Origin of the sequence: Streptococcus mitis, from assembly GCF_946190285.1 — a bacterium.
Classification (GTDB): Bacteria; Bacillota; Bacilli; order Lactobacillales; family Streptococcaceae; genus Streptococcus; species Streptococcus mitis_CP.
In genome coordinates this window covers 40,200-65,418 of the sequence record NZ_CAMHZX010000002.1, presented here as the reverse complement: position 1 = coordinate 65,418, position 25,219 = coordinate 40,200, and the positions used below count along the sequence as shown (strand labels likewise).

Sequence of the window (25,219 nt, the reverse complement as noted above, 5' to 3'; positions counted from 1 at the left end):
ATGGAATGGAAGTCTAAAATTTCAATTATAGTACCAATTTATAATGTTGAAAATTATTTAAGAGAATGTTTGGAAAGTATAAAAAATCAAACGTTTACTAAATTTGAATGTATTATGATAAATGATGGTTCAACAGATTCTTCTCAAGAAATTGCTGAACAATATTTAGAGGATGAACGTTTTTACTTAATCAATCAAAATAATTCAGGACAAAGTGTAGCAAGAAACAGAGCTATAAATTTAGCAAAAGGAGAATTTGTTTGTTTTGTCGATAGTGATGATATTATTCATCCTCGATTATTAGAACTTTTAGTAACTTATATCCAAGAGGATGTAGATATAGTAGAAGCTGATTTTACAGATAATCTAGATGTTTTTATTGAAGAAAAGTGTTCTAATGTTCAAATTTCTTTCGAAGGATATGGAGAGGAAGTTTTAAAAGCTTGTATTGATACTTGGGCTATTACGCATCAGCCAGTAGCAAAACTCATTCGAAAATCATTGATTGAAAATGTGTTGTTTCCTGAAAATTTAATTTACGAAGATTTATATACTGGTATAGCTCTATTGAAGAAAGTCCGTAAAGCTGTAAAATTAGATTTCTACGGATATTATTATCGACCAAATCCAATGGGTACGATGAAGGGCAGCACGGTGGAAAAACAATTGGATATATTTCCAATCTGCGAATTATTAGAGAAATATTATTCGGATAAAGAAGAATATATGTATTACATTCATACAGTGATTTTTCATCATATTGCACAAAGGTATATGGCGATAAAAAAACAAACCAATAAATATGATAAACAGTTTAATCATTGGTTGAACAAGTATTCAAAAGATGCTTATCCTAATGATCATTACTTAAAAACCTATAAATTATATCCTTCAAAATTTTTCTATATTAAAGGCTTGGAACAATTTTATAAAAAAATACTGAGGAAGGTAAATAAGAAATTAATACAATGGGAAAAATAGCAATAATAGTACCAATTTACAATGTTGAAAATTATCTAAGGGAATGTTTAGATAGTATACAGAAACAAACCTATCCAAATTTTATTTGTATTATGATTAATGATGGATCAACGGATTCTTCAAAAAAAATTGCTGAAACTTATCTAGTAGATGATCGATTTGTATTAATTAATCAAAAAAATAAAGGGTTAAGTGGTGCTAGAAATCGAGGGATTGAATTTTTACTCAAAGAGTTAGAGAAAAAAGAGACTATAAATTTTGTTTCATTTGTGGATAGCGATGATGTTTTGGCATTTAATTTTTTAGAAGACTTAATCAAGCATATTGCGGATGATATTGATATTGTAGAAGCAAACGTAGCTACGATTATTGAGCATGGACAACCTACTTTTTCAAGTTCAGATGAAGACGAATTTATCATAGAAACTACTGAAGAAAAATTAAAATGTACACTTAACCGAAGAATCAGAGTTTCCGTTTTTCCAAGATTGATTCGTGTAAGTTTATTATCTGAAAACTTTTTCCCACAAGGAAAAATTTATGAAGATTTAGCAGTAACACCCAATTTAATTGTGTTATCAAAAAAATGGAAGAAAATTCCTGTTGAACTTTATGGATATCGAGTTCGACCCAATTCGATTACAACGGCAAAATTTTCTATGAAAAAAATGGATATATTTCCAACTGTATCACATTTTAGAAAATATTTTAAAAATGAATCTAAAAATATAAAATTCATAGTGGAAGAAATTTGTTTGTCTCATGTAAAGTGGCATAATGATACTTCGATTCCGAGAAAACATTTTGTAAAAATAATATTTAAATATCATATGTTGAAAAGTAGAATAAAGTTACGTTTTGGATTATTTTAGAAATTTAATATACTAAACTAAAATTAAAGGAGGAAATGTTAATAATAAAATGAAAGTTATAAAAAATTATATTTATAATTTTTCCAATCAGATTTTGATGTTAATCTTACCTTTTATTACAACTCCATATGTAACAAGAGTATTTACTAGTTCTGAATTAGGAAGTTATGGATATTATAATTCAATTGTTTCATATTTTGCTTTATTAGCAACATTAGGAATAGGGAATTATGCAGTAAAAGAAATTTCTTCTAATTCGTCTAATCGTTCTAAGGTGTTTTGGGAAATATATAGTATTCAATTAGTATTTTCTTTTATATCACTTGGCTTATACATTTTACTATGTCTTGTAAATAATTCTTTTCATAATGTAATTGCATATATTCTTGGAATCACATTGTTATCGAGATTTATTGATATATCATGGTTATTCCAAGGAGTCGAAGATTTTCGTTCACTTACATTTCGAAGTGTGATGATTAAATTAATTGGAGCAGTCTCTATCTTTATATTTATTAAAGAAGAATCTGATTTATATTTATATATTTTCTTAATTGTTTTTTATGAACTATTAGGTCAAGTAATAATGTGGATACCAGCTAAAAGATGGTTACAAAAACCGGTATTTTCTATAAATGATAGTATCAAACATCTAAAACCTGTATTCATTTTATTTATTCCTCAAGTGGCAATGTCTTTATATGCCTTGTTAGATCGTACATTACTAGGTGCTTTGGTTTCTACAAGAGATGTTGGGATTTTTGAACAAGGAAATAAGTTAGTGAATCTATTATTGGTAGTTGTTACAACACTTAGTGGAGTAATTTTACCACATGTTTCCAATTTGATTTCACAAGGTAAAAAGGAAAAAGTAAATCAATTTTATGAATTTTCATTTTTAGTTTATAATACAGTAATTTTTCCACTTATTGCAGGAATGTTAATTGTGAATGATAATTTTGTTCAATTTTTCTTAGGAAGTGAATTTCAAGATGCTAAATATGCTATTATGATTATGGTTTGGAATATATTCTTTATTGGATGGACGAATATTATGGGGATTCAAATTTTGATTCCACATAATAAACACAAAGAATTTATGGTCTCAACTACGATTCCAGCATTTTTCAGTATTGCGTGTAATCTAGTATTGATTCCATATTTAGGCTATATTGGTGCGGCAATTACTTCTGTACTGACAGAAAGCGTTGTGTGGTTCATTCAATTGTATTATACACGAACTTATCTTAAGGAAGTTCCAATTCTTAGAAATATGTTTAAGATTATTTTAGCTTCTGTGATGATGTATGGTGTGCTGTATTTGCTGAAACCTGTGTTAATATTTGCTCCCGCTTTAAATGTTTTAGTATATGCAATCATCGGCGTGATAATATATTTAATCATTATTTTATCGCTGAAAGTTATCAATCTTGCAGAATTGAGACAACAGTTTGTTAAAAAATAAAAGGAGAAAAAATGTACGATTATCTTGTCGTTGGTGCTGGTCTTTTTGGTGCAGTATTTGCCCATGAAGCAGCCTTAAAAGGAAAAAAAGTAAAAGTCATTGAAAAACGAAATCATATCGCGGGTAATATCTATACTCGTGAAGAGGAAGGAATTCAAGTTCATCAGTATGGTGCTCATATTTTCCATACTTCTGATAAGGAGATTTGGGATTATGTGAATCAGTTTGCAGAGTTTAACCGTTACACAAACTCTCCAGTTGCAAATTATAAGGGAGAGATTTATAACTTACCTTTTAATATGAATACCTTCAATAAACTCTGGGGAGTTGTGACGCCAGCAGAAGCACAGGCTAAGATTGATGAGCAACGTGCTGTTTTAAATGGCAAAACTCCTGAAAATTTGGAAGAACAGGCTATTTCTCTTGTAGGTACAGACATCTACGAAAAATTAATCAAAGACTATACAGAGAAACAGTGGGGCAAGCCAACTACGGAACTTCCAGCCTTTATCATTCGCCGTTTGCCAGTACGCCTGACCTATGATAACAACTATTTTAATGATACCTATCAAGGGATTCCAATTGGTGGATACACTCAAATAGTTGAAAAAATGTTGGATCATGAAAACATTGATGTAGAAACAAATGTTGATTTTTTTGAGAATAAAGAGCAATATCTGAAAGATTTTCCTAAGATTGTCTTTACTGGTATGATTGATGAATTCTTTGATTATAAATTAGGTGAACTAGAGTACCGTAGTCTTCGTTTTGAAAATGAGACCTTGGATATGGAGAATTACCAAGGAAATGCAGTTGTGAACTATACGGATTCAGAAACTCCATATACTCGCATTATTGAACACAAACATTTTGAGTTTGGGACTCAACCAAAGACTATCATTACGAAAGAACATTCGAAAACATGGGAAAAAGGTGATGAGCCGTATTATCCAGTTAATAATGATCGTAATAATCATTTGTATAAATCATATAAAAAATTGGCTGATGAGCAAGGCAATGTTATCTTTGGTGGTCGTTTAGGACACTATCGTTATTACGATATGCACCAAGTAATTGGAGCAGCTTTACAGTGTGTACGAAATGAGTTAGATTAAAGAACTACAACTGCTAATTAGTTGCTATTTAGAAATGTGATTGATAATTCCTTGACTACCTAATGTAGTTGAGGTATTTTTAATATTATTCATATTTTTGCAAAGTTATTGTTTAAAAAATAATTTTCTAAAATTCAGAAAATTCTATTGACAGGACTTTAAAAAGGGTCTATAATGGATAGAAAAACAAAGGAGAATACGATGAAAACAAGGAAAGTATTGGCTCTTGCGGGAGTCACTTTATTAGCAGCTGGTGTCTTAGCAGCTTGTTCTGGTGGTTCTGCTACTAAAGGTGAGCAGACTTTTGCATTTACCTACGAGACAGACCCAGATAATCTCAACTACTTAACAACTGGTAAGGCAGCGACTGCTGACATTACTAGTAATGTAATTGATGGATTGCTTGAAAATGATAAATACGGGAACCTTATTCCCTCAATGGCAGAGGACTGGTCAGTTTCTAAAGATGGCTTGACTTATACTTATAAGATTCGTCAGGATGCCAAGTGGTACACATCAGAAGGAGAAGAATATGCTCCTGTTAAGGCACAGGACTTTGTGACAGGTCTTAAATATGCGACAGATAAGAAATCTGAAGCTCTTTACTTGGTACAGGATTCAATTAAAGGTTTGGATGCATACGCTAAAGGGGAGAATAAAGATTTCTCTCAAGTTGGGATTAAAGCTCTTGACGATCAAACAGTCCAATACACTTTGAACAAACCTGAAAGTTTTTGGAATTCTAAAACAACAATGGGTGTTTTAGCACCAGTCAATGAAGAGTTTTTGAACTCAAAAGGGGATGATTTTGCCAAAGCAACAGATCCAAGCAGTATCTTGTATAATGGTCCTTATTTGTTGAAATCTATTGTGACCAAATCTACTGTTGAATTTGCAAAAAATCCTAACTACTGGGATAAAGACAATGTCCATATTGACAAGGTCAAATTGTCATTCTGGGATGGTCAAGATACTAGTAAACCTGCAGAAAACTTTAAAGACGGTAGCCTTACAGCAGCTCGTCTCTATCCAACAAGTGCAAGTTTCGCAGAACTTGAGAAAGAGATGAAGGACAATATTGTCTATACGCAACAGGACTCTACGACTTATGTAGTAGGAACAAACATTGACCGTCAGTCCTATAAATATACTTCTAAGACTAGTGAAGAACAAAAGACCTCAACTAAAAAGGCTTTGTTAAACAAGGATTTCCGTCAGGCTATTGCCTTTGGATTTGACCGTACAGCCTATGCTTCTCAGCTAAATGGACAAACTGGAGCAAGCAAAATCTTACGTAATATCTTTGTTCCACCAACATTTGTTCAAGCAGATGGAAAAAACTTTGGTGATATGGTCAAAGAAAAATTGGTGACTTACGGGGATGAATGGAAGGATGTGAACCTTGCCGATGCCCAAGATGGTCTCTATAATCCAGAGAAAGCAAAGGCAGAATTTGCTAAGGCTAAGACTGCTCTTCAGGCAGAAGGAGTACAGTTCCCAATTCACCTAGACATGCCTGTTGACCAAACAGCAACTACAAAAGTTCAACGTGTCCAATCTATGAAACAATCCTTAGAAGCGACTTTAGGAACTGATAATGTCATTATTGATATTCAACAATTGCAAAAAGATGACCTATTGAATGTTACTTTATTTGCACAAACTGCTGCTGGTGAGGATTGGGATCTTTCTGATAACGTTGGATGGGGACCAGACTTCTCAGATCCATCAACTTATCTTGATATCATCAAGCCTTCTGTAGGGGAAAATACGAGAACTTACCTAGGATTTGATTCCGGAAAAGACAATGAAGCGGCTAAGAAAGTTGGTCTCAATGATTATGATAAAATGGTCAATGAAGCAGGGGAAGAAACTACAGACGTTACAAAACGGTATAACAAGTATGCAGAAGCTCAAGCTTGGTTGACAGATAGTGCCCTAGTTATTCCAACGACATCTCGTACAGGGCGTCCAATCTTGTCTAAGATGGTACCATTTACTTTACCTTTCGCTTTCGCAGGTAACAAGGGGACAAGCGATCCGCTCCGATACAAATACCTTGAACTTCAAGACAAGGCAGTCACAGCAGATGAATATCAAAAAGCTCAAGATAAATGGATGAAAGAAAAAGAAGAATCCAATAAAAAAGCGCAAGAAGAGCTCGCAAAACATGTGAAATAAGATAAAAAGAAGTTAGTTATTCGCTAACTTCTTTTGGTTTATCGAAAATAAGTTGAAACCTCTCTTCACTTTCAAAGATTATGAAGCTAATTTTTTTTGTAGAAAAAATCCTGAGTTTTTACTCTCAGGATTTTCTTTCATTTCACTGTTGTGGTTGTTGAACTTGTGGATTTTGTGGCGCTGGTTGTACTGGTTGTGTCGGTTGAACAGCCTGGCCAGCTTGTCCTTGATTAGGATCAGTTGCTGGAGCATTATTGGGTTGTTGACCAACCGTCGTACTTGCCTGTGTAGTTGAACTTTCAGCTGTTGTGCTTGGAGTTTCTACCGTTTGTGTTTGTTGTGTTGCTGAATTATTCCATGTGTTCTTCGCGTTGTTCTGGAAGACGAATTCTCCATTTCGGAACAGGCCGTCTGGCATCGTCCAATCTCCAGGTTGGTCATCTTCTGATAGATACGATATCATTGAGCGATAAACCTTAGCAGCAACTAGGAAACCATCTCCAACGATTGGAGTTAAACGATTTGAGTAACCAGTCCATACAGCCATAGAATACTTACGAGTATAACCTACAAACATCTCATCTGGAGCTACGTAGCCAGTGTTCTTGATATACTTTTCAATTTCGTCGTCAGTATAGTTAGAAGTACCTGTCTTACCTGCTTGCGCTAACCATGGGAGATAGGCTCCACGACCAGTTCCGTAAGCTAAAACAGTTTTCATCATTTCGGTCATCATATAGGCAGTAGTTTCTTTCATAGCTCGTGTACCAGCATCAGAAAATTCTTTTTCACTACCATCACTAAAGACGATTTTATTGATATACATTGGTTTGTGGTAAATACCACCATTAGCAAAGGCGGCATAAGCAGCAGCCATTTTTTCACTACTTGCACCGTAATGTTTGTTAGATTCTGTTGTATTACTTGAAATGGCGTTAGCATAGTGTATGCTTGGGTAATCGATACCAAGACCATTAAGGAAGGTTTTAGCTCTATCTAGACCGACCTTATTCAAAGTCTCAACGGCTGTGACATTTCGTGATTGTTGAAGAGCATACTGGATTGTAATGTTTCCAAAGTAGCCATGATCCCAGTTGTAGACTGGAGTATCAGTGCCAGGATAGTTATAAGGAACATCATGTACTATAGTTGCAGTAGAGTCATAGACTCCATATTCTAAAGCGGGAGCATAGTCAGTGATGGGTTTCATAGTAGAACCCCAGTCACGATTGGTTTCAACTGCTTGGTTGATTCCGAAAGATACATTACTTGATTGGTGACGGGCACCTAACTGAGCAATGACTTTGCCATTTGTTACATCCACGATAGTGGATGCTACTTGAAGTTCATCATCTGGATAAGCAACGTACTCATCTGTATTGTAAACATCCCAAAGTCTCTGTTGAACATTTTTGTCGACATTAGTATAGACTTCCATACCTGTGGTAAGAAGGTTGTAGCCTGTTTCTTGTTCGACTTGGTTGATTACTTCTTTGAGGTAGTTGTCCATATAGGCTGGGTAACTATTGGCTGACTTCAAGCTTTGAAGACCGTCAGTGATAGGCGTATTAATAGCTTTTTCGTAATCTTCTGCACTGATATATTTCTGTCCCTTCATTTCTGAAAGTACCAAGTTACGACGCTCTAGAGCAGCTTCTGGGTGGGAATATGGATCATATTGGTTTGGTGCTTGAGGCATTCCGGCTAGGAGTGCTAACTGTGGCAAGCTTAAATCCTTCAAGTCTTTTCCATAGTAATTTTCGGCTGCGGTTTGCATTCCATAGTTACCGTTAGACATGTAGACTTTGTTGATGTAGTAGGTCAGGATTTCTTGCTTGGTTGCTTTTTGCTCTAATTGAATGGCTAGCCAAGCTTCTTGGGCTTTACGTGACAAGGTTTGATCGGCAGTTGAAGTAGAGAAATAAGTTAATTTAATCAATTGCTGAGTCAAGGTTGAAGCTCCTTGGAGCCCTCCTTTCCCTTGGAGGTTTCTCAATGTCGCCCCCATGATACGGATGGTATCAACACCTCTATGGTCAAAGAAACGGTGGTCTTCGATAGACACAATTGCCTTGACTAAGTCAGTAGGAATTTCATTTGATTGAGCATTTACGCGACGTTCAGATCCAAGGTCAGCAATCAGTTCGTTTTTGTTGTCATAAATCTTGCTAGAGGTTGTCGCAACTAATTTACTTTCAGATAAGGCTGGGGCCTTGCTAACAAAGTAGAGGAAGACACCTCCACCTAATAGAAATAATGCGATAAATAAGGTAAGAAATGTAATTCCAATATACTTTAAGAATCGCAGAATGGTTTGTTTATTCATCTTGTTTTACCACCTAGTAAATGTTCTTTGATAATATCGAGATAGGGAATTTGAGGGAAAGCTCCTTGCTTTACTAAATATCCGTATTCTTTGATATATCCAAGTGGCATTGATTTTTGGCCCTTATCTTGATGATAAAAGCGAATCAAATCAAGTGCCGGCAACAAATAAGTTTCTTGTCGAGAAGAAAAATGAAGCAGTACGAAGCAAATGCCTTGCTGTTCTAGAACTTGTTCCATATGTTGAATCTGGTGAAGATGGAAGTTCTTCATTGGAATAGCATTCTTTTGTCGTGTTTCCTTGGCTTCAAAGTCAATGTAATGTCCTCTATATACGCCAGAGTAATCTGTTGTGGAAGCTTGTCTAAAATAGGCTTCTACAATTTTGGCTCGACTACGTTGAGGATAGTCTACTCGAACAATCTGAACAGGCGTTGGTTTTTTATGGATAACTGCCATTCCATGCGTCAGATAGTAGTCGTTTGTAGCGTTGATCATCTTTTCAAAAGTCATTCCTCGATTTGCGAAATTTTTTGGTTGAGAAATGGATGTTTGGCTTTTTTTTGATGAAATTTTATGAGGATAGTTGACCATATTTCTCCTTATTGGTACAATAACATCACTCTATTATACCATAAAAATAGAAAGAAAGGTGTAAAAATGACTACAGCTTTAATTATGGGATATTCTAATTTTGACTTGGGTTTGTTTAATGAAAAAGATATCAGGTTAAAAATTATAAAGAAAGCCATTCACCGTGATTTAGAAAGTTTAGCAGAAGAAGGGATTAACTGGCTGGTCTTTACAGGGAATTTGGGATTTGAATCCTGGGTTCTGGATGTCGCAAATGAAATGAAAGACGAATATGATTTCAACCTAGCGACCATTTTTGATTTTGAAACACACGGGGAAAATTGGAATGAAGCGAATCAGCTTAAACTTAGCCAATTTAAGCAGGTCGATTTTGTCAAATATGCCTATCCTAAATATGAGCATATGGGGCAACTACGAGACTACCAACGATTTTTACTGGAAAATACTGATTTAGCTTATTTTTTCTATGACCCAGAAAATGAGACCAAATTAAAATTTATAGACAATTTGATGAAAAATCAGGAAGGTTATCGCATAAAAAGGTTAACGTTTGAAGACTTAAATGAGCTAGTAGAAAATTTTTCTGAAAAGTAAGCCTTTGACCTTGATTTTTGTTTGCCTTTTTTTATATAATAATACTATTAGAAACCGAGAATGGAGAGAGAGATGGCAGGTATTATTTTTTCAGCGAAAGATATTTTCGAGCAAGAGTTTGGACGTGAAGTCCGTGGGTATAGTAAGGTTGAAGTTGATGAATTTTTGGACGATGTCATCAAGGACTATGAAACTTATGCTGCCTTAGTCAAGTCTCTCCGTCAAGAAATTGCAGAGTTGAAGGAAGAATTATCTCGCAAACCTGAATCTGCACCGGTTCAAGCAGAACCACTTGAAATGACAGCAACAACTTCTATGACGAATTTTGATATTTTGAAACGCTTGAATCGTCTTGAGAAAGAAGTATTTGGTAAACAAATTTTGGATAACTCTGATCTATAAGAGCTTATTTGAAAAGTGCAATTTTTGGATAATCGCGTGAGGAGAATTTCTTTTCATGAGGAAAGTCCATGCTAGCACAGGCTGTGATGCCTGTAGTGTTTGTGCTAGGCGAATCCATAAGCCTAGGGACGAGAAATCGTTACGGCAGTTGAAATGGCTAAGTCCTTGGATAGGTCAGAGTAGGCTTGAAAGTGCCACAGTGACGGAGTCTTTCTGGAAACAGAGAGAGTGGAACGCGGTAAACCCCTCAAGCTAGCAACCCAAATTTCGGTCGGGGCATGGAGTACACGGAAACGAACGTAGTACTCTGACTGCTATCAGCTGTAAGTTGTTAGTGGTAGACAGATGATTATCGAAGGAAGTGGTCCTAGTCACTTCTGGAACAAAACATGGCTTATAGAAAATTGCATATAGGTTGGGGCTGAGAAAACTTTCTCAACCTCATTTTTTAAAGTGGACATATAGAAAGGTCTTATAAGACTGAAAATGAAAAAAGAATTTAATTTAATCGCTACTGCTGCAGCGGGTCTTGAAGCTGTTGTTGGACGAGAAGTGCGAGAGTTGGGCTACGATTGTCAGGTTGAAAATGGACGTGTTCGTTTTCAAGGAGACGTGAGAGCTATTATCGAAACCAACCTTTGGCTTCGGGCAGCAGATCGTATCAAGATCATCGTAGGAACTTTTCCAGCTAAGACTTTTGAGGAGCTGTTTCAGGGAATTTTCGCTCTAGATTGGGAAAATTATTTACCACTTGGGGCTCGTTTTCCGATTTCAAAAGCCAAATGTGTGAAATCTAAACTACACAATGAACCCAGTGTTCAGGCTATTTCAAAGAAGGCTGTTGTTAAAAAGTTGCAGAAACACTATGCCCGTCCAGAAGGTGTTCCTCTGATGGAGAATGGTCCTGAGTTTAAGATTGAGGTCTCTATTCTCAAAGACATAGCAACTGTCATGATTGATACGACAGGGACTAGCCTCTTTAAACGTGGTTATCGTACGGAAAAAGGTGGCGCTCCTATAAAGGAAAATATGGCAGCAGCCATTTTGCAACTTTCTAACTGGTATCCAGACAAGCCCTTGATTGATCCGACCTGTGGTTCAGGAACTTTCTGTATCGAGGCAGTTATGATTGCCAGAAAGATGGCTCCTGGTCTTCGTCGCTCCTTTGCCTTTGAGGAATGGAACTGGATTAGCGATCGACTGATTCAAGAAGTGCGTACAGAAGCGGCTAAGAAAGTGGATCGTGAGCTTGAGCTAGATATCATGGGCTGTGATATCGATGCACGTATGGTGGAAATTGCTAAGGCCAATGCTCAGGCAGCAGGGGTTGCAGGAGATATTACCTTTAAGCAGATGCGCGTTCAGGATTTGCGTTCTGATAAAATAAATGGAGTGATTATCTCTAACCCACCTTATGGTGAACGCTTGTCAGATGATGCAGGAGTTACCAAGCTTTATGCTGAAATGGGTCAAGTATTTGCACCGCTGAAAACGTGGAGCAAGTTTATCTTAACCAGTGATGAAGCCTTTGAGACCAAGTACGGTAGTCAGGCGGATAAGAAACGGAAGTTGTACAATGGAACTTTAAAAGTTGATTTGTATCAATATTTTGGTCAGCGTGTGAAACGTCAGGATGTAAAGTAGGAAGGAAAACTCATGAGTAAGAAAAGACGGAATCGTCATAAAACAGAACATAAAGAAGCGCAATTTGATTTTGGTGATGCCAAAGAGCTAACGGTTGGAGAAGCCATGCGAAAAAATGAAGAGGTGGAAGCAGGTGTGTTGCCTGGAGATTCTATCTTGGACAAGTATGTGAAACAACATAAAGATGAAATTGAGGCAGATAAGTTTGAAACACGTCAGTTTAGCAAGGATGATTTAGTTGAAAAAGAAGAGGTAGAGGAGACTCAGACTCTGGATAATTTGCTTCAAGAGATTCGTGAGGCAACAGAAGATGAGTCCTCAGTACCAGAAGATGACTTGAGTCAGTTCGATGATTTAGAATTCACACGCGATTCAGAAGTTATCCCTGTCGAAGAATTTGAGAAGGAAGAGGTACCATTAGTTGGAACGGAAGAGGCTCTCACACGTTCTCGAGTCACAGATAGTGAAGATGAAAAAAGTAAGAAGAAATGGGTGCTTTACGGTATTCTAGCAGCCTTAGTGGTTCTTATCCTTGGAACTGGTTATTATGTTTATCGTCAAGTGGCTCGTTCAACCAAGGAAATCCAAACTTCTCAATCAACTACAAACACGCAGTCAGATGCGGAAGAATTCAATAATTTGTATGATGCCTTCTATACAGATAGCAACAAAACGGCTTTGAAGAATAGCCAGTTTGATAAACTGAGCCAACTGAAAACCTTGCTTGATAAGCTAGAAGGTAGTCGCGAACATACCCTTGCCAAATCGAAGTATGATAGTCTAGCAACGCAAATCAAGGCCATTCAAGATGTCAATGCTCAATTTGAGAAGCCAGCTATTGTGGATGGTGTCTTGGATACTAACGCTAAAGCTAAATCAGATGCTAAATTTACAGATATTAAAACTGGAAATACGGAGCTTGATAAAGTTCTAGATAAGGCTATCAGTCTTGGTAAGAGCCAGCAAACAAGTGCTTCAAGCTCAAGCTCAAGTTCAAGTGAAACTAGCAGCTCAAGTTCTCGTCAAGCAAGTGAAAATACTGCTAGTGAAACAAGCCCAAGTAGTTCAAATACTGCATCAACTGAAACTAGAAGTACCCGCAGTGAAGTCAATATGGGTGTCTCAAGTGCAGGAGTTGCTGTTCAAAGAAGTGCGAGTCGTGTTTCTTATAACCAGTCTGCTATTGATGATAGCAATAATTCTGCCTGGGATTTCGCGGATGGTGTCTTAGAACAAATTCTAGCGACTTCACGTTCACGTGGTTATATCACTGGTAACCAATATATCCTTGAACGTGTTAATATCGTTAATGGCAATGGTTATTACAACCTCTACAAGCCAGATGGAACCTATCTCTTTACCCTTAACTGTAAGACAGGATACTTTGTTGGAAATGGTTCTGGACATGCGGATGACTTGGACTACTAAGCAGTCGTTACAAAATTCTTTCTTTTCAAAAGTAAAAATGATAAAATAAAACAAATTAAACAAGAGGAGTGTCAAATGACAAAAGCTAACTTTGGTGTTGTTGGTATGGCCGTAATGGGTCGTAACCTTGCCCTTAATATTGAATCTCGTGGTTACACAGTTGCTATTTACAACCGTAGTAAAGAAAAAACTGAAGATGTAATTGCTTGCCATCCTGAAAAGAACTTTGTACCAAGCTATGACGTTGAAAGTTTTGTAAACTCAATCGAAAAACCTCGTCGTATCATGCTCATGGTTCAAGCTGGACCTGGTACAGATGCTACTATCCAAGCCCTTCTTCCACACCTTGATAAGGGTGATATCTTGATCGACGGAGGAAACACTTTCTACAAAGATACAATCCGTCGTAATGAAGAGTTGGCAAACTCAGGTATCAACTTTATCGGTACTGGGGTTTCTGGTGGTGAAAAAGGTGCCCTAGAAGGTCCTTCCATCATGCCTGGTGGACAAAAAGAGGCCTACGAATTGGTTGCGGATGTTCTTGAAGAAATCTCAGCTAAAGCACCAGAAGATGGCAAACCATGTGTGACTTATATCGGTCCTGATGGAGCTGGTCACTATGTGAAAATGGTTCACAACGGTATCGAGTATGGTGATATGCAATTGATCGCAGAAAGTTATGACTTGATGCAACACTTGCTAGGCCTTTCAGCAGAAGATATGGCTGAAATCTTTACTGAGTGGAACAAGGGTGAATTGGACAGCTACTTGATTGAAATCACAGCTGATATCTTGAGCCGTAAAGATGATGAAGGCCAAGACGGACCAATCGTAGACTACATCCTTGACGCTGCAGGTAACAAGGGAACTGGTAAATGGACTAGCCAATCATCACTTGACCTTGGTGTGCCATTGTCACTCATCACTGAATCAGTATTTGCTCGCTACATCTCTACTTACAAAGAAGAACGTGTGCATGCTAGCAAGGTTCTTCCAAAACCAGCTGACTTCAAATTTGAAGGAGACAAGGCTGAGTTGATTGAAAAGATCCGTCAAGCCCTTTACTTCTCAAAAATCATTTCATACGCACAAGGTTTTGCGCAATTGCGTGTAGCTTCTAAAGAAAACAACTGGAACTTGCCATTTGCAGATATCGCATCTATCTGGCGTGATGGCTGTATCATCCGTTCTCGTTTCTTGCAAAAGATTACAGATGCTTACAACCGTGATGCAGATCTTGCTAACCTTCTTTTGGATGAGTACTTCTTGGATGTTACTGCTAAGTACCAACAAGCAGTGCGTGATATCGTAGCTCTTGCTGTTCAAGCTGGTGTGCCAGTGCCAACTTTCTCAGCAGCTATTACTTACTTTGATAGCTACCGTTCAGCTGACCTTCCAGCTAACTTGATCCAAGCGCAACGTGACTACTTTGGTGCCCACACTTACCAACGTAAAGACAAAGAAGGAACATTCCACTACTCTTGGTATGACGAAAAATAAGTAGGTCTGCCATGGGGAAACGGATTTTATTACTTGAGAAAGAACGAAATCTAGCTCATTTTTTAAGTTTGGAACTCCAAAAAGAGCAATACCGAGTTGATCAGGTTGAGGAGGGGCAAAAAGCCCTCTCCATGGCTCTTCAGACAGACTATGACTTGATTTTATTGAATGCTCGTCTGGGGGATATGACAGCCCAGGATTTTGCAGATAAGCTGAGTCGTACTAAGCCAGCCTCAGTCATCATGGTCTTGGACCATCGTGAAGAATTGCAAGATCAGATTGATACAATCCAACGCTTTGCCGTTTCTTACATCTATAAGCCAGTTATTATTGAGAATCTAGTAGCTCGTATTTCAGCGATTTTCCGAGGTCGGGACTTCATCGACCAACACTGTAGTCAGATGAAGGTTCCGACGTCTTATCGCAATCTGCGTATGGATGTAGAACATCATACCGTTTATCGTGGCGAGGAGATGATTGCTCTGACCCGTCGTGAGTATGACCTTTTGGCTACTCTTATGGGAAGCAAGAAAGTTCTGACTCGTGAGCAGTTGTTGGAAAGTGTCTGGAAGTATGAAAGTGCGACCGAAACAAATATCGTGGATGTCTATATCCGTTATCTACGTAGCAAGCTTGATGTAAAAGGTCAGAAAAGCTACATTAAAACCGTTCGTGGTGTCGGTTACACCATGCAAGAATAGAAAAGCAGTTGCAGTTATGTAACTGCTTTTTTGAGGGGTGTTCTATATATTGACATGCGATTTTGTATTTGCTACAATCAGCTATGGAGGATAGGTCTAATGAAAATAATAAAAAAATTGATGCAAATCGCATTAGCAGTTTTTTTCTTCGGTTTGCTAGCAACAAGTGCAGTATTGGCGGATGATGCTGATTCAGAAGGTTGGAAATTTGTCCAAGAAAATGGTAGAACCTACTACAAGAAGGGTGACATCAAAGAAAAGGCCTGGCGAGTGATTGATGGCAAGACCTATTATTTTGATCATGTATCAGGAGAAATGGTTGTCGGCTGGCAATATATCCCGTTTCCATCTAAAGGTAGTACAATTGGTCCTTACCCAAATGGTTTGAGATTAGAATCTATGCCAATGCCACAATGGTACTACTTTGGACAAGATGGTGTCCTACAAGAATTTGTTGGCAAGCAAGTTTTAGAGGCAAAAACTGCTACCAATACCAACAAACATCATGGGGAACAATATGATAGTCCAGCAGAGAAACGAGTCTATTATTTTGAAGATCAGCGTAGCTATCACACTTTAAAAACTGGTTGGGTTTATGATGAGGGACACTGGTATTATTTACAGAAGGATGGTAGCTTCGATGCTCGTATCGACAGTTTAACGGTTGGGGAGCTAGTGCATGGTTGGACAAATGATAACTCAACTTGGTACTATCTAGATCCAACAAGTGCTGCAATGCAAACTGGTTGGAAATATCTTGGCAATAAGTGGTACTACCTCCGTTCATCAGGAGCCATGGCGACTGGTTGGTATCAGGAAGGTTCAACTTGGTATTATTTAGACCAGTCAAATGGTGATATGCAAACAGGTTGGCAATATCTTGGTAACAAGTGGTACTATCTTCGTTCATCAGGAGCTATGGCAACAGGCTGGTTCCAGGTCGGTAGTAAATGGTACTACGCTTATAGCTCAGGTGCCTTGGCAGTGAATACGACCGTAGATGGCTATTCTGTCAATTATAATGGCGAATGGGTTCAATAATGAAAGAGGCGATTGTGAAGGAAACAATCGCTTTTTTTGTGAAAATATAATAAAATAGATAGGAGAGAATAAATACTTGTATGAAAAAATGTGACGGCTTTTTCGTCTAGCAAAAGGAAAAAATGACAAAAAAAGTTGGTGTCGGTCAGGCACATAGTAAGATTATTTTAATAGGGGAGCATGCGGTCGTTTACGGTTATCCTGCTATCTCCCTGCCTCTTTTGGAGGTGGAGGTGACTTGCAAGGTAGTTCCTGCAGCGAGTCCTTGGCGTCTCTATGAGGAGGATACCTTGTCCATGGCAGTTTATGCTTCTCTGGAGTATTTGAATATCAAAGAAGCCTGCATTCGCTGTGAGATTGACTCGGCTATTCCTGAAAAACGGGGAATGGGTTCGTCAGCAGCTATCAGCATAGCGGCCATTCGTGCGGTATTTGACTACTATCAGGCAGAACTGCCTCATGATGTACTAGAAATCTTGGTCAATCGGGCTGAGATGATTGCCCATATGAATCCGAGTGGTTTGGATGCCAAGACCTGTCTCAGTGACCAGCCTATTCGCTTTATTAAGAACGTAGGATTTACAGAACTTGAGATGGATTTATCCGCCTATTTGGTGATTGCCGATACCGGTGTTTATGGTCATACTCGTGAAGCCATCCAAGTGGTTCAAAACAAGGGCAAGGATGCCCTGCCGTTTTTGCATGCCTTGGGAGAATTGACCCAGCAGGCAGAGGATGCGATTTCACGAAAAAATGCTGAAGGGCTGGGACAAATCCTTAGTCAAGCGCATTTACATCTAAAAGAAATTGGTGTCAGTAGCCCTGAGGCAGATTCTCTAGTTGAAACGGCTCTTAGCCATGGTGCTCTGGGGTCCAAGATGAGCGGTGGTGGGCTAGGAGGCTGTATCATAGCCTTGGCAGCTGATTTGACACAAGCTCAAGAACTAGCAGAAAAATTAGAAGAGAAAGGAGCTGTTCAGACATGGATAGAGAGCCTGTAACAGTACGTTCCTACGCAAATATTGCCATTATCAAATACTGGGGAAAGAAAAAAGAAAAAGAGATGGTGCCTGCTACTAGCAGTATTTCTTTGACTTTGGAGAATATGTACACGGAGACGACTTTGTCATCTCTACCGACGGATGCGACAGCTGATGCCTTTTATATCAATGGTCAGCTACAAAATGAGGCGGAGCATGCCAAGATGAGCAAGATTATTGACCGTTACCGTCCAGAAGGTGAGGGCTTTGTCCGTATAGATACTCAAAACAATATGCCTACCGCAGCGGGCTTGTCATCAAGTTCTAGTGGTTTGTCTGCCTTGGTCAAGGCTTGTAATGCTTATTTCAAGCTTGGTTTAAATCGGAGTCAGTTGGCACAGGAGGCTAAGTTTGCCTCAGGATCTTCTTCTCGGAGTTTTTATGGACCGCTAGGAGCCTGGGATAAGGATAGTGGAGAAATTTACCCTGTAGAGACAGACTTGAAACTAGCTATGATTATGTTGGTGCTGGAGGACAAGAAAAAACCAATTTCTAGCCGTGACGGTATGAAACTTTGTGTGGAAACTTCGACGACTTTTGACGACTGGGTGCGTCAGTCTGAGAAGGACTATCAGGATATGCTGGCTTATCTCAAGGAAAATGATTTTGCCAAGGTTGGGGAATTAACGGAGAAAAATGCCCTGGCTATGCACGCTACGACCAAAACAGCATCACCAGCCTTTTCTTATCTGACGGATGCAAGCTATGAAGCAATGGACTTTGTCCGCCAGCTTCGTGAGCAAGGAGAAGCCTGCTACTTTACTATGGATGCTGGTCCCAATGTCAAAGTCCTCTGTCAAGAGAAAGACTTGGAGCATTTATCAGAAATCTTCGGTCAACGTTATCGCTTGATTGTATCAAAAACAAAGGATTTGAGCCAAGATGATTGCTGTTAAAACTTGCGGAAAGCTCTATTGGGCAGGTGAATATGCTATTTTAGAGCCAGGGCAGTTGGCCTTGATAAAGGCCATTCCTATCTATATGAAGGGCGAGATTGCTTTTTCTGATAGTTACCGTATTTACTCAGATATGTTTGATTTCGCAGTGGATTTGACACCAAATCCTGACTACAGCTTGATTCAAGAAACGATTGCTTTGATGAATGACTTCCTCGCCGATCGTGGGCAGACTTTGCGACCATTTTCTTTAGAAATCCGAGGAAAAATGGAACGGGAAGGGAAAAAGTTTGGTCTAGGTTCTAGCGGTAGTGTCGTTGTTTTGGTCATCAAGGCTCTGCTAGCTCTGTATGATGTTTCGGTTGATCAGGAGCTCTTGTTCAAGTTGGCTAGCGCTGTCTTGATCAAGCGAGGAGACAATGGTTCTATGGGGGACATTGCCTGTATTGTGGCAGAGGAATTGGTTCTTTACCAGTCATTTAATCGCCAGAAGGTGGCTGCTTGGTTGGAAGAAGAAAACTTAGCGACTGTTTTAGAGCGTGATTGGGGCTTTTCAATCTCACACGTACAACCTGCCCTAGAATGTGATTTCCTAGTGGGATGGACCAAGGAAGTGGCTGTATCGAGTCACATGGTCCAGCAAATCAAGCAAAACATCAATCAGAATTTTTTAAGTTCCTCAAAAGCAACGGTAGCTACTTTGGTAGAATCCTTGGAGCAAGGAAAAGCCGAAAAAGTGATCGAGCAAGTAGAAGTAGCCAGCAAGCTCTTAGAAGGCTTGAGCGCAGATATTTACACTCCTTCGCTTAGACAGTTGAAAGAAGCCAGTCAAGATTTGCAAGCTGTTGCTAAGAGTAGCGGCGCTGGTGGTGGTGATTGTGGTATTGCCTTGAGTTTTGATGAGCAATCAACTGAAACCCTAAAAAACCGTTGGGCCGATCTGGGGATTGAGCTCTTATACCAAGAAAGGATAGGACATGACGACAAATCGTAAGGATGAGCACATCCGCTATGCCCTTGAGCAGAAAAGTTCCTATAATAGCTTTGATGAGGTGGAGTTGATTCATTCTTCCTTGCCTCTTTACGATCTGGATGAAATCAATCTTTCGACAGAATTTGCTGGTCGAAAGTGGGACTTTCCTTTTTATATCAATGCTATGACGGGTGGAAGTGATAAGGGAAGAGAAATCAATCAAAAGCTGGCTCAGGTGGCGGAAGCCTGTGGTATTTTATTTGTAACGGGTTCTTATAGCGCAGCCCTCAAAGATCCAGCAGATGACTCTTTTTCTGTCAAGTCTAGCCATCCAAATCTCCTTCTTGGAACCAATATTGGATTGGACAAGCCTGTTGAGTTGGGACTTCGGACTGTAGAAGAGATGGATCCCCTTCTCCTGCAAGTGCACGTCAATGTTATGCAGGAATTACTCATGCCAGAGGGAGAAAGGAAGTTCAGATGCTGGCAATCGAATCTAGCAGACTATAGCAAGCAAATCCCTGTTCCTATTGTCCTAAAGGAAGTGGGCTTTGGAATGGATGTGAAGACCATCGAGAGAGCCTATGAATTGGGCGTTCGAACCTTTGACCTGTCAGGTCGTGGTGGTACCAGCTTTGCCTATATTGAAAACCGTCGCAGTGGTCAGCGTGATTATCTCAATCAATGGGGCCAGTCCACCATGCAGGCTCTTCTCAATGCCCAAGACTGGAAAGACAAGGTTGAACTCTTGGTCAGTGGAGGGGTTCGGAATCCACTGGATATGATTAAGTGCTTGGTCTTTGGCGCAAAGGCTGTGGGACTGTCTCGAACAGTTCTGGAATTGATTGAAAGCTACACAGTTGAAGAAGTGATCGGCATTGTCCAAGGCTGGAAAGATGATCTGCGTTTGATTATGTGTGCCCTTAATTGTGCCACCATAGCAGATCTGCAAAAAGTAGACTATCTTCTTTATGGAAAATTAAAAGAAGCAAATGATCAGATGAAAAAGGCGTAACCAGCGCCTTTTTTCCATCCTCAGACCGAGGTGACTTTTTTGAATTGTGATAAAATAGAAGGGAGAGGATCAACCTATGAGAAAATTTAAAATCTTTTTATTTATCGAAGCCTGTCTTTTGACGGGAGCTCTGATTTTGATGGTTTCAGAGCATTTTTCGCGTTTTCTGTTGATTCTATTCCTCTTTTTACTTTTGATTCGCTATTACACTGGAAAAGAGGGAAATAACCTTCTTTTGGTGGTGGCAACCATTCTCTTCTTTTTCATCGTCATGCTCAATCCTTTTGTGATTTTAGCTATTTTTGTTGCGGTCATCTATAGCCTCTTTCTTCTTTATCCGATGATGAACCAGGAAAAAGAGCAGACAAATTTGGTGTTTGAAGAGGTGGTGACGGTTAAGAAGGAGAAAAATCGTTGGTTTGGGAATCTCCATCATTTTTCAAGTTACCAGACTTGCCAGTTTGATGATATCAATCTTTTTCGCCTCATGGGCAAGGACACTATTCATCTGGAGAGGGTGATTTTAACCAATCATGACAATGTCATTATTCTCAGAAAGATGGTAGGTACGACCAAAATCATCGTACCTGTAGATGTGGAAGTCAGCCTCAGCGTTAACTGTCTCTATGGTGATTTGACTTTTTTCAACCAGCCCAAGCGAGCCCTCCGCAATGAACATTATCATCAGGAAACGAAAGACTATCTCAAGAGTAACAAGAGTGTCAAGATTTTCTTGACCACTATGATTGGGGATGTTGAGGTGATTAGGGGATGAAAAAACAAGCCTATGTAATTATTGCTCTCACCTCCTTCCTGTTTGTCTTATTTTTCTCCCACAGCTTGCTGGAAATCCTTGACTTTGACTGGTCTATTTTCCTGCACGATGTCGAAAAAACAGAAAAATTTATTTTTTTGTTGTTGGTATTCAGCATGTCCATGACATTTCTCTTAGCCCTGTTTTGGAGAGGTGTTGAAGAGCTTTCTCTAAGAAAAATGCAGGCTAATCTCAAGCGTTTGTTGGCAGGACAAGAAGTGGTTCAGGTTGCAGATCCAGATTTGGATGCCAGTTTCAAGTCCTTGTCAGGTAAACTTAACCTCTTGACAGAGGCTCTTCAAAAAGCTGAAAATCACAGTCTTGCTCAGGAAGAGGAAATCATTGAGAAGGAACGGAAGCGGATTGCTAGGGATTTGCACGATACAGTCAGTCAGGAGTTGTTTGCGGCCCACATGATTTTGTCAGGTGTCAGTCAACAGTCTTTGAAATTGGATAGAAAAAAGATGCAGACCCAGTTGCAGAGTGTCACAGCTATTTTAGAAACCGCCCAGAAGGATTTACGGGTCTTGCTCTTGCATTTGCGACCAGTTGAATTGGAACAGAAGAGCTTGATAGAAGGGATTCAAATTCTCCTAAAAGAGCTTGAGGACAAGAGCGATCTCAAGGTTAGTCTTAAGCAAAATGTGACGAAATTACCCAAGAAAATCGAGGAGCATATCTTCCGTATCCTGCAAGAGTTAATCAGCAATACCCTCCGCCATGCTCAGGCCTCTTGTTTGGATGTCTATCTCTATCAGACAGATGTTGAATTGCAACTGAAGGTGGTGGACAATGGGATTGGTTTCCAATTGGGGAACTTCGATGACTTGAGTTATGGACTTCGCAATATCAAAGAGAGGGTTGAAGATATGGCTGGAACAGTTCAACTCTTGACAGCTCCCAAGCAAGGGCTGGCAGTTGATATCCGTATTCCCTTGCTAGATAAGGAATGATAAAGGAGTAAAGATGAGAATTTTACTGGTAGATGATCATGAAATGGTCCGATTGGGCTTGAAAAGCTACTTTGACCTCCAAGACGATGTAGAAGTTGTGGGTGAGGCGGCAAACGGGTCTCAAGGCATTGACTTGGCCTTGGAATTGCGTCCAGATGTCATTGTCATGGATATTGTCATGCCTGAGATGAATGGAATTGACGCGACCTTAGCCATCCTCAAAGAATGGCCTGAAGCCAAGATTTTGATTGTGAGCTCTTATTTGGACAATGAAAAAATCATGCCTGTCTTAAATGCTGGTGCTAAAGGTTATATGCTTAAGACATCAAGTGCAGACGAACTACTCCATGCTGTCCGTAAGGTGGCTGCTGGCGAGTTGGCCATTGAGCAAGAGGTCAGCAAGAAGGTCGAATACCACCGCAATCACATAGAACTACATGAGGACTTGACTGCGCGTGAGCGAGATGTTCTTCAACTCATCGCCAAGGGCTACGAAAATCAGCGCATCGCAGATGAACTTTTTATCTCTCTCAAGACGGTCAAGACGCACGTGTCTAACATTCTTGCCAAACTTGAAGTCAGCGATCGTACCCAGGCTGCAGTCTATGCCTTTCAGCACCACTTGGTGGGGCATGAGGATTTTTAGATGAGTCTAACAGATTTACTTGTTGAGATAGAAGCAGCAAAAGATTCAAAAAAGGCAGGGCCCATGGAAGCCTATATGCGCCATCAATTTTCCTTTCTAGGCATTGCGGCGCCTGAAAGAAATAAACTCTATAAAAAATACTTTCCAAAAGCGAAAAAAACAAGGGCCATCGATTGGGATTTTTTAGATACTTGCTGGGAAAAAGAGTATAGAGAATACCAGTATGTGGCTGCCAATTATTTGAAAGCAATGCAGTCTTATCTAAAGGACAGCGATTTGCCTAAGCTAGAGCAGTTGGTTGTTACCAAGTCTTGGTGGGATACGGTGGATATCCTAGATCGAGTAGTAGGGAGTTTGGTGTATGAGAAGCAGGAACTGGAAAAAATAATCCTCCAATGGAGCCTGTCAGACAATATCTGGTTGAGACGCGTCGCTATTGACCACCAGTTGTTAAGAAAAGAGAAGACCAATGTTCAATTACTGGAAAAGATTCTGCTCCATAATTTGAATCAAACAGAATTCTTTATTAATAAAGCCATTGGCTGGGCTCTGAGAGACTACTCCAAAACCAATCCAGCTTGGGTAGCAGGCTTCATTGAGAAAAACAAGGAAAGAATGGCTGAACTTAGCATCAAAGAAGCGAGCAAGTACCTCTAGCGTGATTGAAAAGCGCATTCATGACTTGAAAAAAGTCGCCCATTTATGTTATAATAGACTGTATTTAAAAAATTTTAAGGAGAAATGACAGAATGTCTGTATCATTTGAAAACAAAGAAACAAACCGTGGTGTCTTGACTTTCACTATCTCTCAAGACCAAATCAAACCAGAATTGGACCGTGTCTTCAACTCAGTGAAGAAATCTCTTAATGTTCCAGGTTTCCGTAAAGGTCACCTTCCACGTCCTATCTTCGACAAAAAATTTGGTGAAGAGTCACTTTACCAAGACGTTATGAACGCTCTTTTGCCAAACGCTTATGAAGCAGCTGTAAAAGAAGCTGGTCTTGAAGTGGTTGCTCAACCAAAAATTGACGTAACTTCAATGGAAAAAGGTCAAGACTGGGTTATCACTGCTGAAGTCGTTACAAAACCTGAAGTAAAATTGGGTGACTACAAAAACCTTGAAGTATCAGTAGATGTAGAAAAAGAAGTCACTGACGCTGACGTTGAAGAGCGTATCGAACGCGAACGCAACAACTTGGCTGAATTGGTTATCAAGGAAGCTGCTGCTGAAAACGGCGACACTGTTGTCATCGACTTCGTTGGTTCTATCGACGGTGTTGAATTTGATGGCGGAAAAGGTGAAAACTTCTCACTTGGACTTGGTTCAGGTCAATTCATCCCTGGTTTCGAAGACCAATTGGTAGGTCACTCAGCTGGTGAAACTGTTGACGTTATCGTAACATTCCCAGAAGACTACCAAGCAGAAGACCTTGCAGGTAAAGAAGCTAAATTCGTGACAACTATCCACGAAGTAAAAGCTAAAGAAGTTCCAGCTCTTGACGATGAACTTGCAAAAGACATCGACGAAGAAGTTGAAACACTTGCTGAATTGAAAGAAAAATACCGTAACGAATTGGCTGCTGCTAAAGAAGAAGCTTACAAAGATGCCGTTGAAGGTGCAGCAATTGATAAAGCTGTAGAAAACGCTGAAATCGTAGAACTCCCAGAAGAAATGATCCACGAAGAAGTTCACCGTTCAGTAAATGAATTCCTTGGAAACTTGCAACGTCAAGGTATCAACCCTGACATGTACTTCCAAATCACTGGAACTACTCAAGAAGACCTTCACAACCAATACCAAGCAGAAGCTGAGTCACGTACTAAGACTAACCTTGTTATTGAAGCAGTTGCAAAAGCTGAAGGGTTTGACGCTTCAGAAGAAGAAATCCAAAAAGAAGTTGAGCAATTGGCAGCAGACTACAACATGGAAGTTGCTCAAGTACAAAGCTTGCTTTCAGCTGATATGTTGAAACACGATATCACAATCAAAAAAGCTGTTGAATTGATTACAAGCACAGCAACAGTTAAATAATCTTAA

Annotated in this window: 23 protein-coding genes and 1 other RNA gene; 22 read left to right on the top strand and 2 right to left on the bottom strand. The window is 39.3% G+C overall.

From position 1 onward, the window contains the following. The 5 genes from N8L39_RS03930 (at nucleotide 1) to N8L39_RS03910 (ending at nucleotide 6,614) form a co-directional block, all read left to right on the top strand. The gene (locus N8L39_RS03930; protein WP_261010248.1) at nucleotides 1-981 is read left to right on the top strand and encodes a glycosyltransferase family 2 protein; all 981 of its coding nucleotides are present in this window, start codon (nucleotides 1-3) and stop codon (nucleotides 979-981) included. Further along, nucleotides 969-1,853, top strand: coding sequence for a glycosyltransferase family 2 protein (locus N8L39_RS03925; RefSeq protein ID WP_261010249.1), 885 nt, complete (start codon nucleotides 969-971; stop codon nucleotides 1,851-1,853). The genes N8L39_RS03930 and N8L39_RS03925 overlap by 13 nt, the downstream gene beginning before the upstream one ends. Nucleotides 1,854-1,902: 49 nt before the next feature. After that, nucleotides 1,903-3,318, top strand: coding sequence for an oligosaccharide flippase family protein (locus N8L39_RS03920; protein WP_261010250.1), 1,416 nt, complete (start codon nucleotides 1,903-1,905; stop codon nucleotides 3,316-3,318). A gap of 11 nt (nucleotides 3,319-3,329) precedes the next feature. Then, a complete protein-coding gene (gene glf / locus N8L39_RS03915; RefSeq protein ID WP_261010251.1) occupies nucleotides 3,330-4,433 on the top strand; it encodes a UDP-galactopyranose mutase in 1,104 nt (367 codons plus the stop codon). 201 nt (nucleotides 4,434-4,634) lie between these two features. Next, nucleotides 4,635-6,614: a peptide ABC transporter substrate-binding protein gene (locus N8L39_RS03910; protein ID WP_261010252.1), complete on the top strand. Its 1,980-nt coding sequence runs from the start codon at nucleotides 4,635-4,637 to the stop codon at nucleotides 6,612-6,614. A gap of 142 nt (nucleotides 6,615-6,756) precedes the next feature. On the opposite strand, the gene pbp1a is transcribed toward N8L39_RS03910, so the two are convergent. Both pbp1a and recU read right to left on the bottom strand, forming a co-directional pair. Beyond that, nucleotides 6,757-8,940 carry a penicillin-binding protein PBP1A gene (pbp1a, locus tag N8L39_RS03905; protein ID WP_261010253.1) on the bottom strand — a complete coding sequence of 728 codons (2,184 nt, stop codon included), beginning with the start codon at nucleotides 8,938-8,940 and terminating at the stop codon, nucleotides 6,757-6,759. Then, nucleotides 8,937-9,533 (bottom strand): Holliday junction resolvase RecU, encoded by a 597-nt coding sequence (gene recU, locus N8L39_RS03900; RefSeq protein WP_141230488.1) that lies wholly within the window; start codon nucleotides 9,531-9,533, stop codon nucleotides 8,937-8,939. The genes pbp1a and recU overlap by 4 nt, the downstream gene beginning before the upstream one ends. Nucleotides 9,534-9,599: 66 nt before the next feature. Between recU and N8L39_RS03895 the strand changes: the two genes are divergently transcribed. The 17 genes from N8L39_RS03895 (at nucleotide 9,600) to tig (ending at nucleotide 25,213) form a co-directional block, all read left to right on the top strand. Beyond that, on the top strand, nucleotides 9,600-10,127 hold the full coding sequence (locus tag N8L39_RS03895) for an SLOG family protein (RefSeq protein WP_261010254.1): 528 nt from the start codon (nucleotides 9,600-9,602) through the stop codon (nucleotides 10,125-10,127). 72 nt (nucleotides 10,128-10,199) lie between these two features. After that, nucleotides 10,200-10,529, top strand: coding sequence for a cell division regulator GpsB (gene gpsB, locus N8L39_RS03890; protein WP_023946600.1), 330 nt, complete (start codon nucleotides 10,200-10,202; stop codon nucleotides 10,527-10,529). A 20-nt stretch (nucleotides 10,530-10,549) separates the two neighbouring features. Beyond that, nucleotides 10,550-10,931: RNase P RNA component class B (gene rnpB, locus N8L39_RS03885), an RNA gene on the top strand. Nucleotides 10,932-11,015: 84 nt separating this feature from the next. After that, on the top strand, nucleotides 11,016-12,173 hold the full coding sequence (locus N8L39_RS03880) for a THUMP domain-containing class I SAM-dependent RNA methyltransferase (RefSeq protein WP_261010255.1): 1,158 nt from the start codon (nucleotides 11,016-11,018) through the stop codon (nucleotides 12,171-12,173). A gap of 12 nt (nucleotides 12,174-12,185) precedes the next feature. Continuing rightward, complete coding sequence (mapZ, locus tag N8L39_RS03875) at nucleotides 12,186-13,601, top strand: cell division site-positioning protein MapZ (RefSeq protein ID WP_261010256.1); 1,416 nt, start codon at nucleotides 12,186-12,188, stop codon at nucleotides 13,599-13,601. 75 nt (nucleotides 13,602-13,676) lie between these two features. Beyond that, a complete protein-coding gene (gndA, locus tag N8L39_RS03870; RefSeq protein WP_000158785.1) occupies nucleotides 13,677-15,101 on the top strand; it encodes an NADP-dependent phosphogluconate dehydrogenase in 1,425 nt (474 codons plus the stop codon). An 11-nt stretch (nucleotides 15,102-15,112) separates the two neighbouring features. Continuing rightward, entirely contained in the window at nucleotides 15,113-15,802 is a 690-nt protein-coding gene (locus tag N8L39_RS03865; protein ID WP_261010257.1) for a response regulator transcription factor, read from the top strand. Nucleotides 15,803-15,901: 99 nt separating this feature from the next. Continuing rightward, on the top strand, nucleotides 15,902-16,843 hold the full coding sequence (locus N8L39_RS03860) for an N-acetylmuramoyl-L-alanine amidase family protein (RefSeq protein ID WP_261010258.1): 942 nt from the start codon (nucleotides 15,902-15,904) through the stop codon (nucleotides 16,841-16,843). Nucleotides 16,844-16,965: 122 nt separating this feature from the next. Further along, on the top strand, nucleotides 16,966-17,844 hold the full coding sequence (gene mvk, locus N8L39_RS03855; RefSeq protein WP_261010259.1) for a mevalonate kinase: 879 nt from the start codon (nucleotides 16,966-16,968) through the stop codon (nucleotides 17,842-17,844). Then, a complete protein-coding gene (gene mvaD / locus N8L39_RS03850) occupies nucleotides 17,826-18,779 on the top strand; it encodes a diphosphomevalonate decarboxylase (protein WP_261010260.1) in 954 nt (317 codons plus the stop codon). The genes mvk and mvaD overlap by 19 nt, the downstream gene beginning before the upstream one ends. Beyond that, on the top strand, nucleotides 18,766-19,773 hold the full coding sequence (locus N8L39_RS03845; RefSeq protein ID WP_261010261.1) for a phosphomevalonate kinase: 1,008 nt from the start codon (nucleotides 18,766-18,768) through the stop codon (nucleotides 19,771-19,773). Before mvaD ends, N8L39_RS03845 begins: the two co-directional genes overlap by 14 nt. Then, nucleotides 19,757-20,767, top strand: a complete 1,011-nt coding sequence (gene fni / locus N8L39_RS03840; protein ID WP_261010262.1) for a type 2 isopentenyl-diphosphate Delta-isomerase — start codon at nucleotides 19,757-19,759, stop codon at nucleotides 20,765-20,767. The genes N8L39_RS03845 and fni overlap by 17 nt, the downstream gene beginning before the upstream one ends. A 76-nt stretch (nucleotides 20,768-20,843) precedes the next feature. Further along, nucleotides 20,844-21,542 (top strand): cell wall-active antibiotics response protein LiaF, encoded by a 699-nt coding sequence (liaF, locus tag N8L39_RS03835; RefSeq protein ID WP_033682280.1) that lies wholly within the window; start codon nucleotides 20,844-20,846, stop codon nucleotides 21,540-21,542. Beyond that, the gene (locus tag N8L39_RS03830; protein WP_261010263.1) at nucleotides 21,539-22,534 is read left to right on the top strand and encodes an envelope stress sensor histidine kinase LiaS; all 996 of its coding nucleotides are present in this window, start codon (nucleotides 21,539-21,541) and stop codon (nucleotides 22,532-22,534) included. Before liaF ends, N8L39_RS03830 begins: the two co-directional genes overlap by 4 nt. Before the next feature lie 13 nt (nucleotides 22,535-22,547). Further along, on the top strand, nucleotides 22,548-23,180 hold the full coding sequence (locus N8L39_RS03825; protein WP_261010264.1) for a response regulator transcription factor: 633 nt from the start codon (nucleotides 22,548-22,550) through the stop codon (nucleotides 23,178-23,180). Next, on the top strand, nucleotides 23,181-23,837 hold the full coding sequence (locus N8L39_RS03820) for a DNA alkylation repair protein (RefSeq protein ID WP_261010265.1): 657 nt from the start codon (nucleotides 23,181-23,183) through the stop codon (nucleotides 23,835-23,837). A 92-nt stretch (nucleotides 23,838-23,929) separates the two neighbouring features. Beyond that, nucleotides 23,930-25,213 carry a trigger factor gene (tig, locus tag N8L39_RS03815; protein WP_000116491.1) on the top strand — a complete coding sequence of 428 codons (1,284 nt, stop codon included), beginning with the start codon at nucleotides 23,930-23,932 and terminating at the stop codon, nucleotides 25,211-25,213. Nucleotides 25,214-25,219 lie beyond the last annotated feature (6 nt).